14 protein-coding genes are annotated in these 14,137 nt (G+C 68.7%); 4 read left to right on the top strand and 10 right to left on the bottom strand.

Annotated elements, in window-relative coordinates:
• Positions 1-2 precede the first annotated feature (2 nt).
• Genes AC1DDO_RS08915 through AC1DDO_RS08925 form a run of 3 tightly spaced genes read left to right on the top strand, consistent with a single transcriptional unit; the run spans position 3 to position 2,923 of the window.
• Complete coding sequence (locus AC1DDO_RS08915; RefSeq protein WP_441407800.1) at positions 3-455, top strand: MaoC family dehydratase; 453 nt, start codon at positions 3-5, stop codon at positions 453-455.
• 45 nt (positions 456-500) lie between these two features.
• Positions 501-1,799, top strand: coding sequence for an MFS transporter (locus AC1DDO_RS08920; RefSeq protein WP_476971762.1), 1,299 nt, complete (start codon positions 501-503; stop codon positions 1,797-1,799).
• Positions 1,800-1,855: 56 nt separating this feature from the next.
• Positions 1,856-2,923, top strand: coding sequence for a UDP-N-acetylmuramate dehydrogenase (locus AC1DDO_RS08925; protein WP_476971763.1), 1,068 nt, complete (start codon positions 1,856-1,858; stop codon positions 2,921-2,923).
• Between the two features lie 54 nt (positions 2,924-2,977).
• On the opposite strand, the gene AC1DDO_RS08930 is transcribed toward AC1DDO_RS08925, so the two are convergent.
• On the bottom strand, positions 2,978-3,517 hold the full coding sequence (locus AC1DDO_RS08930; protein ID WP_476971764.1) for a hypothetical protein: 540 nt from the start codon (positions 3,515-3,517) through the stop codon (positions 2,978-2,980).
• 115 nt (positions 3,518-3,632) lie between these two features.
• Between AC1DDO_RS08930 and AC1DDO_RS08935 the strand changes: the two genes are divergently transcribed.
• Positions 3,633-4,739, top strand: a complete 1,107-nt coding sequence (locus tag AC1DDO_RS08935) for a winged helix DNA-binding domain-containing protein (protein WP_476971765.1) — start codon at positions 3,633-3,635, stop codon at positions 4,737-4,739.
• 14 nt (positions 4,740-4,753) lie between these two features.
• Here the strand turns inward: AC1DDO_RS08935 and asd are convergent, their stop codons facing one another.
• The 9 genes from asd to mshD all read right to left on the bottom strand — a co-directional run bounded on the left by asd (position 4,754) and on the right by mshD (position 14,131).
• Positions 4,754-5,896 (bottom strand): aspartate-semialdehyde dehydrogenase, encoded by a 1,143-nt coding sequence (gene asd, locus AC1DDO_RS08940; RefSeq protein WP_476971766.1) that lies wholly within the window; start codon positions 5,894-5,896, stop codon positions 4,754-4,756.
• A 54-nt stretch (positions 5,897-5,950) separates the two neighbouring features.
• Positions 5,951-6,169 carry an NF038396 family protein gene (locus AC1DDO_RS08945; RefSeq protein ID WP_390203629.1) on the bottom strand — a complete coding sequence of 73 codons (219 nt, stop codon included), beginning with the start codon at positions 6,167-6,169 and terminating at the stop codon, positions 5,951-5,953.
• Positions 6,169-6,756, bottom strand: coding sequence for a dihydrofolate reductase (locus AC1DDO_RS08950; RefSeq protein ID WP_476866691.1), 588 nt, complete (start codon positions 6,754-6,756; stop codon positions 6,169-6,171). The genes AC1DDO_RS08945 and AC1DDO_RS08950 overlap by 1 nt, the downstream gene beginning before the upstream one ends.
• Positions 6,753-7,556: a thymidylate synthase gene (locus AC1DDO_RS08955; RefSeq protein ID WP_441407807.1), complete on the bottom strand. Its 804-nt coding sequence runs from the start codon at positions 7,554-7,556 to the stop codon at positions 6,753-6,755. Before AC1DDO_RS08955 ends, AC1DDO_RS08950 begins: the two co-directional genes overlap by 4 nt.
• A 34-nt stretch (positions 7,557-7,590) precedes the next feature.
• Positions 7,591-8,022: a GntR family transcriptional regulator gene (locus tag AC1DDO_RS08960; protein WP_476971767.1), complete on the bottom strand. Its 432-nt coding sequence runs from the start codon at positions 8,020-8,022 to the stop codon at positions 7,591-7,593.
• A complete protein-coding gene (locus AC1DDO_RS08965) occupies positions 8,019-9,686 on the bottom strand; it encodes a hypothetical protein (RefSeq protein WP_476866688.1) in 1,668 nt (555 codons plus the stop codon). Before AC1DDO_RS08965 ends, AC1DDO_RS08960 begins: the two co-directional genes overlap by 4 nt.
• Positions 9,687-9,764: 78 nt before the next feature.
• Positions 9,765-10,742: an NUDIX hydrolase gene (locus AC1DDO_RS08970; RefSeq protein ID WP_476971768.1), complete on the bottom strand. Its 978-nt coding sequence runs from the start codon at positions 10,740-10,742 to the stop codon at positions 9,765-9,767.
• 11 nt (positions 10,743-10,753) lie between these two features.
• The gene (locus tag AC1DDO_RS08975) at positions 10,754-13,018 is read right to left on the bottom strand and encodes an RNA degradosome polyphosphate kinase (RefSeq protein ID WP_476866686.1); all 2,265 of its coding nucleotides are present in this window, start codon (positions 13,016-13,018) and stop codon (positions 10,754-10,756) included.
• Positions 13,019-13,156: 138 nt separating this feature from the next.
• On the bottom strand, positions 13,157-14,131 hold the full coding sequence (gene mshD, locus AC1DDO_RS08980) for a mycothiol synthase (protein ID WP_476971769.1): 975 nt from the start codon (positions 14,129-14,131) through the stop codon (positions 13,157-13,159).
• Between the last annotated feature and the right edge of the window lie 6 nt (positions 14,132-14,137).

Genomic DNA, 14,137 nt, shown 5'->3' on the forward strand with positions numbered 1-14,137 from the left:
CCATGAGCACTGCATCTTTTGCTCCCAAGTTCGCGGATCTCGCGGTGGGCCAGGACATCGGCAGCCGCAGCATCACCGTCACCCGCACCGACCTCGTCAAGTACGCGGGCGCCTCCGGTGACTTCAACCCGATCCACTGGAACGAGGCGTTCGCCACCGGCGTCGGCCTGCCGGGCGTGATCGCCCACGGCATGTTCACCATGGGCGCCGCCGTCCAGCTGGTGACCGACTGGGCTGGTGACCCCTCCGCCGTCGTGGACTTCCAGACCCGCTTCACCAAGCCGGTGCCGGTCGCTGACACCACGGGCACACCCGAGTCCGGGGCCGTGATCGAGGTCAGCGGCGCCATCGGAGCGCTCGACGCCGACGCCGGCACCGCCCGCGTGGACCTCACGGTCGTCTCGGCCGGCCAGAAGGTCCTCGTCAAGGCCCAGGCCGTCGTCAGGCTGGCCTAGCCCCATGGCGCTGCAGTGAGACGAACGGCTGCGAGGCGAACGGCTGTGAGCAGGGATGTCTTCGTCCCGGCCGCCGAGATCACGCACTGGCGGAACGCGGTGGTGGTGGCCTACGCCGCCAGCGGCATCGCGTTTTCTACGTGGGTGTCCCGGCTGCCCGCCATACGCGACGGCCTGGACCTGACCCCGGGCACCATCGGGGTGCTCCTGCTCTGCCTGACGGCGGGGTCCTTCGTGTCCGTGTCCGCCTCGGGCCTGATTGTCCTGCGGCTAGGCTCCAAGCGCACCATCCGGATCGGCGCCATCATGGTCGGGTTCGGCCTGGTCCTGGCAGGCTTCGGCACCTCCGTGCTCGCCAACCCGGTGGCGGTCGCCGCGGGAATGGCGATCATCGGGCTGGGCACGGCCAGCTGGAACACCGCGTCCAATGTTGAGGGCGCCGCCGTGGAACGCGCCGTCCGGCGGCACATCATGCCCCGGCTGCACGGCTCCTTCAGCCTGGGAACGGTGGCAGGAGCCGGGCTGGGCGCCTGGGCTGCCGGCGCCGGAATCCCGGTCCTCTGGCACTTCGCCGCCGCCGGCCTACTGGTGGCCGGCTCGGTGACCATCGCTGCGGCGTGGTTCCGCGCCGACATCACGCCGGTCGAGGGCGAACGGCCCTTCAAGGCATCCGGGACCGATACCTTCGAAGATCCCTCCACCGGGCCCATCCCCATCGTCCGGCAGACGGACGCGGTCCCCGAACAGCCGCTGGACAACAAACGCCAGATCGCCCAGGCCTGGCGCGACCGGCGCACGCTGCTCCTGGGCGTGCTGGTCCTCGGACTCGCCCTCGCCGAAGGCGCCGCGGGGGACTGGGTAGCCCTCGCCCTGGCGGACGGCCACGGCCAGACCGACGCGGCCGGAGCCGCCGGGTACGGGCTGTTCGTCACCTTCATGACCATTGGCCGCTTCGCCGGCACCCTGGTCCTGGACCGTTATGGCCGCGTCCCGGTGATGCGCTGGTGCGCCGCACTGGCTGTTGTGGGCCTGGGCCTGTTCGTCTTCGCCCCGGTCCCGTGGCTGGCCTACGTTGCCCTGGCCATCTGGGGACTCGGCGCCTCGCTCGGTTTTCCGGTGGGCATGTCCGCCGCGGCCGACGATCCCGTCAAGGCCGCCGCCCGGGTCTCCGTGGTGTCCACGATCGGGTACGGAGCGTTCCTGTGCGGGCCGCCGCTGCTGGGCCTGCTGGCCGAGCACGTCGGCATCCTCCACTCGCTGCTGGCCGTCATGGTGATGCTGATCGCCAGCTTCCTGCTCTCCCCGGTGGCACGCAAACTCCCCTCGCCCGTCCGGGCGAGCTAGAGGAGTGCAGGTAGTCCCGGCTTAGCCGGGCCGATGATCCCGGCTAGGCTGGTCAGGTGACCCAGATTCAGCTCTCCGCCCTGACCACCTCCGCTGTCGGCGGGCCCGCCGGCAGCTACATCGAGGCCAACAGCGAGGCCGGGATCATCGACGCCGTGCGCACGGCGGACGCCGCCGGCCAGCCCCTGCTGATCATCGGCGGAGGCTCCAACCTACTGGTCTCCGACGACGGGTTCCCCGGTACAGTGTTGAAGATCGCCTCGGAAGGGTTCACAGTCAACGCCGAGGACTCCTGCGGCGGCGTGGCGGTGGTGGTCCAGGCCGGCCACAACTGGGACGCCTTCGTCGATCACGCCGTGAAGCACGCCTGGTCCGGCGTCGAGGCGCTCTCCGGGATCCCCGGCGCCACGGGCGCCACTCCCGTGCAGAATGTCGGCGCCTACGGAGCCGACGTGTCGCAGACCATCGCCGCGGTGCGCACCTGGGACCGGGAACGCAATGCGGTGAAAACCTTCACGAATTCCGAACTCGGGTTCGGCTACCGCGACTCCATCCTGAAGCAGACCACCGTCAACGGCTCGCCGCGCTACGTGGTGCTCACGGTGGAATTCCAGCTCCCGCTCGGCCGGATGAGCGCCCCGATCCGCTACGCCGAGCTCGCCCGGTCCCTCGGCGTCGAGCAGGGCCGGCGGGCCTACTCCAACGACGTCCGGCGCGAAGTGCTCCGGCTGAGGGCGTCCAAGGGCATGGTCTGGGATGCGAAGGACCGTGACACCTACTCCACGGGATCGTTCTTCACGAACCCGATCGTGTCCCAGGACGTCGCCGCACGGCTGCCGCAGGAGGCCCCCCGCTACCCGGGTGGGGCGGATGGGCTGACCAAGCTCTCGGCGGCCTGGCTGATCGACCAGGCCGGGTTCGCCAAGGGCTTCGGGCTGGAGCCGGGCAGCGTCTCGGGCGGCCGGGCATCGCTTTCCACCAAGCACACGCTCGCCATCACCAACCGGGGAGGGGCAAGCACCGCGGACATGCTGGCCGTCGCGCGCGAGGTGCGCCACGGCGTCGTCGAACGTTTCGGCATTGAACTGCACCCGGAACCGTTGCTGATCGGCGTCGCCCTCTAAGGGGAGCCTTCTCGGAAGGCTAGTTCTCCAGGAAAAGCGGTCCGTCAGCGGGGCCTAGCTGCCGTGGCGGGGGGTCACCTTGCTGAAAAGCATGAAGGTGAAACCGGACGCGGCGGCCCCGAGCAGGAAGACCTGGCAGAACGCCACGGACTGGACGCTGGGACCGCTCTGCAGGACCAGTCCGGCGCACGCAAACGCTATGGCGCCGGCGAGCAACACCAGCGAGCCGAGCAGGAACGCCTGTACGGTGGCCGGAAATTCGCCCGCGTAATCGAAGTGGAGGTCCCGGCCGCGGGGGGCACCGCTTCCGCGGTTCACGTTCTCCTGCGTCAGTGTTTGAGAGCGTGTTTGAGAATGTGCCTGGGACCGTGCGCGCGGCTGCAGCGCCGCGGCCATGACAAAGCTGGCCACAGACACTGCCATGCACAAGCCGGCCACCAGCTGCAGGGTACTCATCATCGGCGAAAGCCGGGTCCCGCTGGCGATGGCGACGGCGAGACCGGCAGCCATGCCGGCGGCGCTGGAGGCCCAGCCCAGCAGGGCCAGCTTCCGGCACAGGGGCCGCAGCTGCGGCCACACCTCACTCATCGTCATGCTTCAAGGGTAGGCAGGCCCGCTGGAAGACGGCTGGGAACAGCCGGGCAACAGCCCGACAACTGGCGCGCCGCCCGCCATGTGCCTCTTGCTGTGGGCGTCTTACCATGGGTCCATGGCAACAACGTCAGGCATCCGGCTGAGTCCCGGGATCATCGGCAGGCTGCGGCTGGCCTCGCAGGGGCTGCTGGGAGACGGGTTTGAGTCCGTCCCCGAAGCGGTCCGCACCATGACGGCGATGCAGGCCCAGGACCTGCAGGCCGCCCTCTGGGCTGTCGGCCAGCGCGTGCCCGGTGCCCGGGTTGGCGATGTCCGCGGGGCGCTGGACCGGGCCGAGATCGTCCGCTCGTGGCCCATGCGCGGCACCCTGCACGTGCTGGCCCCGGAAGATTTGAAGTGGATGCTGTCGATTACCTCTGATCGGCTGATCCGTGGCATGGCCGGGCGCCACCGGGAGCTGGGCATTGCTGCCCGGGACGTCGAAGCAAGCCGTGACGCGGCCCTGGAACTCGTCCAAGGTGGCCGGTCGGCGACACGCCAGCAGCTTTTCGCGGCCTTCGAGGCCGCGGGGCAATCGACGGCGGGCCAGCGCGGCATCCACCTGCTGGGGATGCTGTGCCAGCGGGCCTGGCTGGTCCAGGGACCGCTCGAGGGGAACCAGCAGCTCATCAAAGCGTTCGACGAATGGATTCCGAAATCGCGCGAACTGGACCGTGCCGAAGGCATCGCCGAACTGCTGCTGCGGTACATGCTCAGCCACGGCCCCGCCACGGAGCGGGACTTCGCCTGGTGGTCGAACACGCCGCTGACGGAGGTCCGGACCGCCCTGGCCCGGGTGAGGGACCAGCTGGTGGGGCTGGAGTTCGGGGGAGCCACCTACTGGTTGTCGCCGTCCACCGCGGCGCTGCTCGAGGACGCGGTGCCCGGGCAGCGGACCGTGCTTGCCCTGCCGGGGTTCGACGAGTTCCTGCTCGGTTACACGGACCGGTCCCTCGTGCTGCCGCCCGAGCACGCCGAGAAGATCGTCCCGGGCGGCAACGGCATGTTTAAGAAGACCATCGTCTCCGGCGGCCAGGTGGTTGGCACCTGGGCGCGGGCGGGCGCCGGGCGGGCTGCCGCCGTCGTGCCTGAACCGTTTGACACGGTTAACGGGCTGCGGCCTGCCGCCCAAAAGTCCTTTGAGCTGCAGGCCGCGAAGTACCTAAAATTCTTAGGCGGCTGAGGATCCCGGTAATCCTAGAGATTGCCCGTGGCGATGCGGAGCATGCGCCGCAGCGGCTCGGCGGCGCCCCACAGCAGCTGGTCGCCCACCGTGAACGCGCTGATGTACTCCGGACCCATCTCCAGCTTGCGGATGCGGCCCACCGGAATGTCCAGGGTGCCGGACGCCGCCACGGGCGTGAGCTCAGCCATCGAGGCTTCCTTGGTGTTCGGCACCACACGGGCCCACTCGTTGTCCGTGGCGAGGAGCTTCTCGATCTCGGCCACCGAGAGGTCTTCGCGCAGCTTCAGCGTCAGGGCTTGGGAGTGTGAGCGCATGGCACCGATCCGGACGCACAGGCCGTCCATGATGACCCGGTTCCCCGCCGAAGTGCCAAGGATCTTGTTGGTCTCCACCCCGGCCTTCCATTCCTCCTTGGACTGGCCGTTGCCGAGGTCCGCGTCGATCCAGGGGATCAGCGAACCGGCCAGCGGAACGCCGAACTGCGTGGCGTCGACTCCGGTGCGCTGGTGCGCCAGGACCTTCCGGTCGATCTCCAGGATCGCCGACGCCGGGTCGTCCAGTTCGCTGCTGACCTCGGCGTTGAGGCTGCCGAACTGGTTCAGCAGTTCACGCATGTGGCGCGCGCCGCCGCCGGACGCCGCCTGGTAGGTCATGGAGGTGCCCCACTCGACGAGGTCGTTCTTGAACAGCCCGCCGAGTCCCATCAGCATGCAGGACACGGTGCAGTTGCCGCCGATGTAGTCCTTCACGCCGCCGGAGAGCCCGGCGTCGATGACGTCACGGTTGATGGGGTCCAGCACGATGATGGAGTCATCATTCATGCGCAGCGTGGAGGCGGCATCGATCCAGAGGCCGTCCCAGCCGCGGCTGCGCAGTTCGCCGTGGACCTGCTTGGTGTAGTCGCCGCCCTGGGCGGTGACAATAATGGGCAGCTTCGCCAGGGTCTCGAGGTCAAATGCGTCCTCGAGCTTGCCGGCGGCGCCCGCGGCAGCGCCGGCAACGGCGGGGGCGGCACCGCCCGCGTTCGAGGTGGAGAAGAAGACCGGGTTGATGTTGGCGAAGTCGCCCTCGTCCTGCATGCGCTGCATCAGGACGGAACCGACCATGCCGCGCCAACCGACGAGGCCGACAGACGGGGTAGCTGCTGTAGTCATGGGCCCAGTTTAGACTTCACGGGCCGTCTGACGCAGTCGGTTACGTCACTTGCGCTAGTCGCCGCGCGGCTCTTCCAGCAGCGCGGACTTCCGCCGGCGCAGCGCGAAGACCGCCCCGAAGGTGAAGACCTGGGTCACCACCACCAGCACAATCGCGCCGATGATCTTGTTGCCGCCCAGGATCATGGTCAGTCCCACGATGGCCGAGAGCAGGGCGAGCAGGGGCAGGAGCATGTACCCCAAGACAAAGAGAGTCTCGGGCTTGCGCAGCATTACTTGGCCTCCGTCCGGCGCCACATGGTGAACCGGTAGCGCGTTCCGCTGGCGGACGTGAGCCAGCCGGTGGCCGGCTCACTGGCTGCCAGCTTCCATTCGTAGGTCAGTTCGGGCGCGTAGGTGTCGCCGTCTGTTTCGGAATCGATGAACGTCACCACCGCGACGTCGGCGATGTCCAGGGTCTGCGCAAAGATTTCCCCGCCGCCGAGCACCCACACGGTCTCGTGGCCGGGAGCGAACTGGGACTCCAGCAGCGCGTCGTCGAGCGACTTCACTGCCAGTGCTCCCTCCGCCTCGGAGGTATCGCCCCAGCCTTCCTGCCTGGTGACCACAATGTTGGTGCGCTCCGGCAGCGGACGGTACTTGTCCGGGAAGGACAGCCAGGTCTTGCGGCCCATGATCACCGGATGCCCGGTGGTCAGCCTGGTGAAGTGCTTCATGTCTTCGGGAAGGTGCCACGGCATGTCGCCGTCCTTGCCGATCACCCCGGCCGTGGTCTGCGCCCAGACCAGGCCAAGGCCGGTGGTGCCGGCAGCGATTTTCTCGGTGAAGGCCATGGGATCCATGGCGTCGTCGGTGCTCATACGGCTATCGGGGCCTTAATCGTCGGGTGGTGCTGGTAGCCGACCACTTCGAAGTCCTCGAGGGTGTAGTCGAAGATGGAGTCCGGCTTGCGGGTGATGTTCAGCTGGGGGTATTCGTAGGGTTCGCGGGCGAGCTGCTTGAGGACCTGGTCCATGTGGTTGTCATAGATGTGGACATCCCCGCCGGTCCAGACGAATTCGCCCGGTTCCAGCCCGGTCTGCTGCGCGATCATGCGCGTCAGCAGGGCGTAGGAGGCGATGTTGAACGGCACTCCCAGAAAGGTGTCCGCCGAGCGCTGGTACAGCTGGCAGGAGAGTTTGCCGTCCGCCACGTAGAACTGGAAGAACGCGTGGCACGGGGGCAGCGCCATGTCCTTGAGCTCGGAGACGTTCCAGGCCGAGACGATGTGCCGGCGCGAGTCCGGGTTGGACTTCAGGTTCTCGATGAGTTCGGCGATCTGGTCGATGTGGCCGCCGTCGGGCGTGGGCCAGGAACGCCACTGCACCCCGTACACGGGACCGAGTTCGCCGTCGGCGTCGGCCCATTCGTCCCAGATCGTCACGCCTTGGTCCTGCATCCATTTGACGTTCGTGTCGCCACGCAGGAACCACAGCAGCTCCACGGCCACGGACTTGAAGTGCACCCGCTTGGTGGTGATCAGCGGGAAGCTTTTGCTCAGGTCGAAACGGAGCTGGCGGCCGAAAACGCTGATGGTGCCGGTGCCGGTGCGGTCCGATTTGTGCGTGCCGTGTTCAAGGACGTCGCGCAGGAGGTCTTCATAGGGCGTAGGAATGCTCACGGTTCCAGTCTACTGAGTAGTCGCTGGCTCTCCCTTATCCGTCTTGCTGGCTGAGCTGAGCGCGCAGGACCGCCAGCAGGGCAGCGTCGTCCAGTCCTGCTGCGCGGCCGACAGCAATGTAGCGGTCGACGGCGGCGATCACCTCCGCGGGAGCCGCCTGTGCGTCCGCTTGCCCCGCCGGGGTTTCCGGGACTGCCGCGGTTGCGGGGACTGGCCGGGCAGTTGTCCCCGCGACCACTGTGCCGTTGCGCCGCCGGGTCTCGACCAGTCCCGCCAGTTCGAGCTCCTTGTAGGCCCGGGCCACGGTCCCGGCCGCCAAACCCAAGTCCGAGGCCAGGCTGCGGACGGTCGGCAGCCTGGTTCCCGGTGCCAGCGTCCCGGCGGTGATCAGGGAAGCGATCTGCGCCCGGATCTGCTCGAAGGGCGGAACGGGGGAGCGCAGGTCGACGGAGAGCCCCGCCGTCACGTGGCGGGTTCCTTGTCCGGCCGCGGAGCTGGCGTGGGCCGGTCCCGGGCCAGCATGCGGACGGGGATCACGGCGATGACCACGGCGACGCCGCCCAGGACGGAGCCGGCCAGGGTCGCCGGCCACCAGAATCCGGCGGCCGGCGGGACGCCAGCACCGAAGGCGTCCGGCCCCAGCACCGCCGCCCACACCTGGCTTTGGGTGAGCAGCAGGACCGCGGCCTGGGCGGTGAGGGCAGCCGCGAGGGTCCGCACCACCCTGTGGACAGTGATGGCGCGCAGGGCCGTGTCCACCCCCGCGGGAAGGCCGGGCACCCCCTGCCGGCGCCGGGCAACAAGGAGTGCAGGCACCGAAGCGGCCGCTGTGCCGGCCATGAACAGGGCGGCCGGAACCCAGTCCCGCTCCTCGGCCGGGAGTGCGGACCCCGCGGCGGTGACACCTAGGACGGCCAGGAAGACCAGCAGGGCCAGGACAGCCGTGGTCAGCAGGGCGGGGCTCACCGCTTGCCGGGGCCAGCGGCGCGGCGCTTCCGGACTTCCGTAGTTGCGCTGCAGGAGCAGCTCACCGCCGGTGATGGCCAACAGCACCGCGCTGGCCATCAGGGCCACGACTACCGCGAGGCCCAGGCTGGCGGGCGCCATGACCACAGGGGTGAGGAAGATGCCGGCCACGAGCGGCAGGGCAGCCGCGAGGCCAAGGAGTGCTCCGAGCGAGGCGATCAGCCGTACCGCCGGGTGCCGGGGTCCGGCGGCGAGCCCGGCTTCGGGCCGGTTCCGCACGCCCAGGCCGGCAGCCGCGAGCCGAGGGGGCCGCCACCACCACATGACCAGGAGGACCGCGGTTGCCGCGATGCCGGCGTAGTTCGTCCACGACGTCAGCCCCTGGGACGGATCGGGACGGGCGGCGAAGTTCCCCGCGATGACGGCAAGCCCGGCAGCCACTGTGGACACCGTGCGCAGCAGCCGGTTCATCGCGATGCTCCGCAGCACGGCGTTGTCGGCGGCGTCGAGGGACTCCAGCTGGCGGCGGCGGGCAATCAGCCACAAGACCAGCCACGTGCCGACGGCCAGCACCAACAGGGCGCCCCCGAGCCAGGCGGCCTCTTCCGGTCCGGGGATGCGGCCCTCACCGCCGCCGCTGTTGTAGCTGTAATCACCGTGGTTGATGGTCGAGGGGGCGACGGCCGCGAATCCGGGCAGCGTGGCGGCCCGGGCGATGGCCGCCGCGGCCGAGACGAAGATCGCAGCCGTGGTCACTGCCAGCCGGCGGGGAAGGAAATCCCGGATCCGCCGCACCGACAGCACGGCCTGGCGCCGCATTCGCCGCGGACCCGGGTAACTGACCTGGCCCAGGGCGTGCACGGCCAGGCAGCCCAGGACCGGCCATCCCAGTGCGGGGATAATCGCCTCGGCGCTCACGACGGCGCTCACCCCAGCACTGCTGGCCGACGGGTTGGCCGGGATGATGCCCAGGGTCATGGCGCCCTGGAGGGAGCTCGCCAGCCAGCCGATCACGCCTACCCACAGCCCGTGCTCGGACACGCTCTGTGCCGTCGTTCCCGTCCCGGGGGCCCAGATCACCCACCGCAGCACGGCATAGACCAGCAGCGCCGCGATCGCCGGACCCAGCAGCAGCATGGGCGGAACGTAGAACTGGACCGGCATGAAATCCCCCAAGATTCAGCAGTTATGTATCAAGCTTTTGATACAAACTAGTGGCTTGGGACTTCGAGGGTCAAGGTGTCAGTCGTCGAAGGGCTTGAACCGCTCCACGGCAACCACCTTGTTCTTGGTGCCGCGCGCCACATGGCAGACCACGATCTCGCCAGGCGCGAGATAGGGGTCCGAGGACGGCAGCAGATCCCGCAGGCGGGAGCTCATGTGCTTGCCCAGCTGCTTCAGCACGGTGGGCAGTGCCGGGCGGTGCGTGCACACGGCCACGGCCCGCTGCTTGTCGAACAACGCCTCGACGACGGCCGCCGTCTTGTGCGGGCTGCGGCCGTGCCGGTGCTCGGTCAGGGCCTCGTTGAGCTTCACCTTCGCGTCGGCCGCCTTGGCGTACGGTGCGATGGTGGCCACGCACCGCAGCCACGGGCTTGAAACGATCCGCGCGGGCTTCCACGCCTGCAGGAGCCGCCCCACCGCCTGGGCCTGCCGGGCTCCGGTGGCCGCGAGTGGGCGGTCACCTTCGGCCTTCGTCCACGAGGAGCGCGGTTTGGCCTTCGCATGGCGCACGATCAGCAGCGGCCAGGTTGCCAGTTCGCCGCGGTCGTGGGCGTTCACCAGGTGCTGCAGCGGTTCGATGTCGCCGGGGTTGCTCAGGAGGCGGGCGGCCTTCTCGGGCGGGCACCACATGACGCTGTCGACTTCCGTGCCGTCCGGCACCAAGGCGGCGCCATCGACGTCGACCGCCCAGTAGTGGACCACCTTCAAACCAGCCGGCACGTGGTAATGGATGGGCGGAAGCGGGATTCCCAAGGGAGCGGTGAGGCCGATCTCCTCCTCCACCTCGCGGACGGCGCACTCCGGGATGGTCTCGCCGGCGTCGATTTTTCCCTTCGGCCAGGACCAGTCGTCATACCGCGGGCGGTGGATCAGCAGGACCTCGAGCTGGTCCTTGTTGGCCGAATTGAGCCGCCAAGGGATGGCGCCCGCTGCCGTAACGGCAATCTCTTCGTCCGGACGGTCGGTCTGATCCTCTACCAGTGCATCGCTGCTCACACTCACGGTCCCTACCGCAGGGTGGTCGAGCGCTGACGCGAACGGGAGGCGAGCAGCCAGGACTGGACGTCCTGGAGGTTCCCGCCATCTTCTGCCAGGTGATGGCGGGTCCATTCGCCCTGCTTGTCCAGGTGCCAGCTGGCGGTTTCCGGAACCATGTAGCGGTCCAGCAAATCCAGGACATAGCTCGTGTCATTGCCGCTCGCCAGCTGCACCAGGGCCTCCACCCGGCGGTCGAGGTTGCGGTGCATCATGTCGGCCGAGCCGATGTACACCACCGGGTCGCCGGCGTTGGCGAAGGCGAACACGCGCGAGTGCTCAAGGAAGCGGCCCAGCACGGAGCGGACCGTGATGTTCTCGCTGAGGCCGGGAACACCGGGACGCAGGGAGCAGATGCCGCGGACAATGACGTCCACCCGCACTCCGGCCTGGGACGCACGGTACAGGGAATCGATGATGGCCTCGTCCACCATGGAATTGACCTTGATCTGGACGCGGGCGGCGATGCCGGCCTTGGCGTTCCGGATCTCGGTTTCGATCCTGTCGATCAGTCCGGACCGGACCGAGCGCGGCGCCACGAGCAGCCTCTTGAACGTGGACTTCGGCGCGTAGCCGGAGAGCTGGTTGAACAGCTTGGAGAGGTCCTCGCCCACTTGCTCGTTTGCGGTCAGCAGGCCCAGGTCCTCGTAGTAGCGGGCCGTGCGGGGGTGGTAGTTGCCGGTGCCGATGTGGCAGTAGCGGCGCAGGCCGTCCACTTCCTGGCGGACCACGAGGGAGAGCTTGCAGTGGGTCTTCAGGCCCACGATGCCGTACACCACGTGTACGCCGGCCTGTTCCAGTTTCCGGGCCCAGGAGATGTTGGCCTGCTCGTCGAAGCGGGCCTTGATCTCCACGAGGGCCAGGACCTGCTTGCCGGCCTCGGCGGCGTCGATCAGCGCATCGACAATCGGGGAATCCCCGGACGTGCGGTAGAGGGTCTGCTTGATGGCCTGGACCTTCGGGTCCGCGGCCGCCTGTTCCAGGAACGCCTGGACGGAGGTGGAGAAGGAGTCATACGGGTGGTGCAGGAGGATGTCCCGGCGCCGCATGGCGGCAAAGACGTTGGCCGCCTTGGAGGTTTCCGATTCGTTCAGGTACCGGGAGGTGTGCGGGACGTGCTTCGGGTAGTGCAGGTCTGCCCGGTCGATCCCGGCAATCACCGACAGGCCGCGCAGGTCCAGCGGGGCCGGAACGGAGTAGACCTCGGATTCCTCGACGCCGAGCTCGCGGATCAGCAGGGCGCGGATGTTCGGGTTGATGTCGTTGGTGACCTCAAGCCGGACGGGCGGGCCGAACCGGCGGCGCAGGAGTTCCTTCTCCAGCGCCTGCAGGAGGTTCTCGGCGTCGTCCTCTTCGACCTCGACGTCCTCGTTGCGGGTCACGCGGAAAATGTGGTGCTCCAGGACCTCCATGCCGGCGAACAGCTGGTCCAGGTGCACGGCGATCACTTCTTCGAGCGCGATGAACCGTGCCACCCGTCCGGCGACGGAGCCGGCGCGGGCGCCGTCGATGGAGATCAGGCGCGGCAGCTGGTCCGGGACCTTGACGCGGGCGAAGAGCTCCTTGTCGCTGACCGGGTTGCGGACCACCACGGCCAGGTTCAGGGACAGCCCCGAAATGTAGGGGAACGGGTGGGCCGGGTCCACCGCCAGCGGGGTCAGGATCGGGAAGACCTTCTCCGCGAACATGGCGCTGAGCTGGTCCTTGGCCTGCGAGTCCAGCTCCTCCCAGTGCATGAGGTGGATGTGCTCGTAGGCCAGCGCCGGGCGGATCTGCTCGGCGTAGACCCGGGCGTGGCGCTGCTGGAGCCGGTGGGCCTCCTCGCCGATTTGCTCCAAAACCTGCATGGGGCTCAGCCCGGCCGGGGAGGGGACCGCGAGGCCGGTGGCGATGCGCCGCTTCAGCCCGGCCACCCGGACCATGAAGAACTCATCCAGGTTGGAAGCGAAGATGGACAGGAAGCTGACGCGCTCCAACAGGTACAGGTTGGGGTCCTCGGCGAGTTCCAGGACCCGGGCGTTGAAGGAAAGCCAGCTGAGCTCCCGGTCCAGGAACCGGTCGGGGCTGATGTCGCCTTCCGGTTCCAGGTTCGGCGCGAACTCCGGAATGTCGATCCGGTCCTGGGTGGCGCGTGAGGCCGGCACCTCGGAGGAGCCAAAGCGGGCTCGTACCGGACGCGCCCCCTTTTCCGACGTAGCTGGTTCAGACGTGGATGTCCGGGCAGTATCCCGTGGCATGGTGTCTCCTCAATGCTGGCGCGATGTAGGTTCAACCTTACAAGCAATCGTGGCCAGATGACCCCAGATTGCGGCCCGGGCGGGACGGTCATCCGCCGACTTGACTAACGGCCGTCGAAGGGGTCCCGCGGCGGCCGGTCAGTGCTGCTGCGGCAGCGGCGCGTACATCACGTCGACATCCCAGCGGGTGAATCCGAGCCGCCGGTAGAGGGCCACAGCGGGGGCGTTGTCAGCATCGACGTAGAGCATGACGGCGCGGAGGCCGAGGCCTTGGAGGTGCGTTATTCCGGCGACGGTGAGCGCCTTGCCCAGCCCGGAGCCCTGGGCCTCCGGGGTTACGCCCACCACATAGACCTCGCCGATCGCGGGGTGATCGCCGTGCCGGGGGTGCACCTTGGTCCAGTGGAACCCCAGGAGCCGGTCCGCCGGGTCCACGGCCAGCAGGAAACCTGCCGGATCAAACCACGCTTCGGCCATCCGGGCGTCCAGGTCGGCGCGCGTCATGTTGCCCTGCTCCGGGTGGTGGGCGAAGGCGGCCCTGTTGGCGGCCAGCCAGGCGTCCTCGTCCCGGCCGGGCTCGAAGGCGCGGAGCCGCACGCCCTCCGGGAGCCGGACCTCCGGCAACGCCGCCGCGGCCGTCATCAGCCGCATCTTCCAGAGTTCGCGGACGGCGCCGTAGCCGTAGCGGGCCGCAAGGTCCGCGGCGGCCTCATGGTTTCCGTGGGACCAGGCCTTCAGGCCGGCGAAGCCGCGGACGCTCTGCAGTTCGCCCACCAGGCGGTCGCCGACGCCCTGGTTGCGGTAGCTGGGGTGGACGGCGACTTCCAGGACGCCTGTGCCGTCGGGTTCTTCGATCACGACGGCGACGCCGGCCAGGTCCTGCGCGGTCGCCGGATCCAGCTGGTCGTCGGGGGCGTACAGGGCGAGGGCCAGCACCGAATGCTCGCCCGCGTCGGCGGCGCGCAATGTGACAAGGGTTTGTTCGGACAGCGGCGGATTGCCGTCGGACTCTTCTGCCGCAGCCACAAGGGCGGCGACGTCCCGCAGCAGCCTGCTGTCCACGGTTCCTTTGACGGCGAGTACGGGCCAGTTTTCCGGGTGCGCAGGGCTCATGGTGCA

This window comes from Arthrobacter sp. 10N43 (assembly GCF_056394525.1).

Coding starts and splice junctions, on each gene's coding strand:
- AC1DDO_RS08915 (WP_441407800.1), top strand. CDS start 3: ATGAGCACTGCATCTTTTGCTCCCAAGTTCGCGGATCTCGCGGTGGGC.
- AC1DDO_RS08930 (WP_476971764.1), bottom strand. CDS start 3,517: ATGACGATGAGTGAGGTGTGGCCGCAGCTGCGGCCCCTGTGCCGGAAG.
- AC1DDO_RS08935 (WP_476971765.1), top strand. CDS start 3,633: ATGGCAACAACGTCAGGCATCCGGCTGAGTCCCGGGATCATCGGCAGG.
- asd (WP_476971766.1), bottom strand. CDS start 5,896: ATGACTACAGCAGCTACCCCGTCTGTCGGCCTCGTCGGTTGGCGCGGC.
- AC1DDO_RS08945 (WP_390203629.1), bottom strand. CDS start 6,169: ATGCTGCGCAAGCCCGAGACTCTCTTTGTCTTGGGGTACATGCTCCTG.
- AC1DDO_RS08950 (WP_476866691.1), bottom strand. CDS start 6,756: ATGAGCACCGACGACGCCATGGATCCCATGGCCTTCACCGAGAAAATC.
- AC1DDO_RS08965 (WP_476866688.1), bottom strand. CDS start 9,686: ATGCCGGTCCAGTTCTACGTTCCGCCCATGCTGCTGCTGGGTCCGGCG.
- AC1DDO_RS08975 (WP_476866686.1), bottom strand. CDS start 13,018: ATGCCACGGGATACTGCCCGGACATCCACGTCTGAACCAGCTACGTCG.
- mshD (WP_476971769.1), bottom strand. CDS start 14,131: ATGAGCCCTGCGCACCCGGAAAACTGGCCCGTACTCGCCGTCAAAGGA.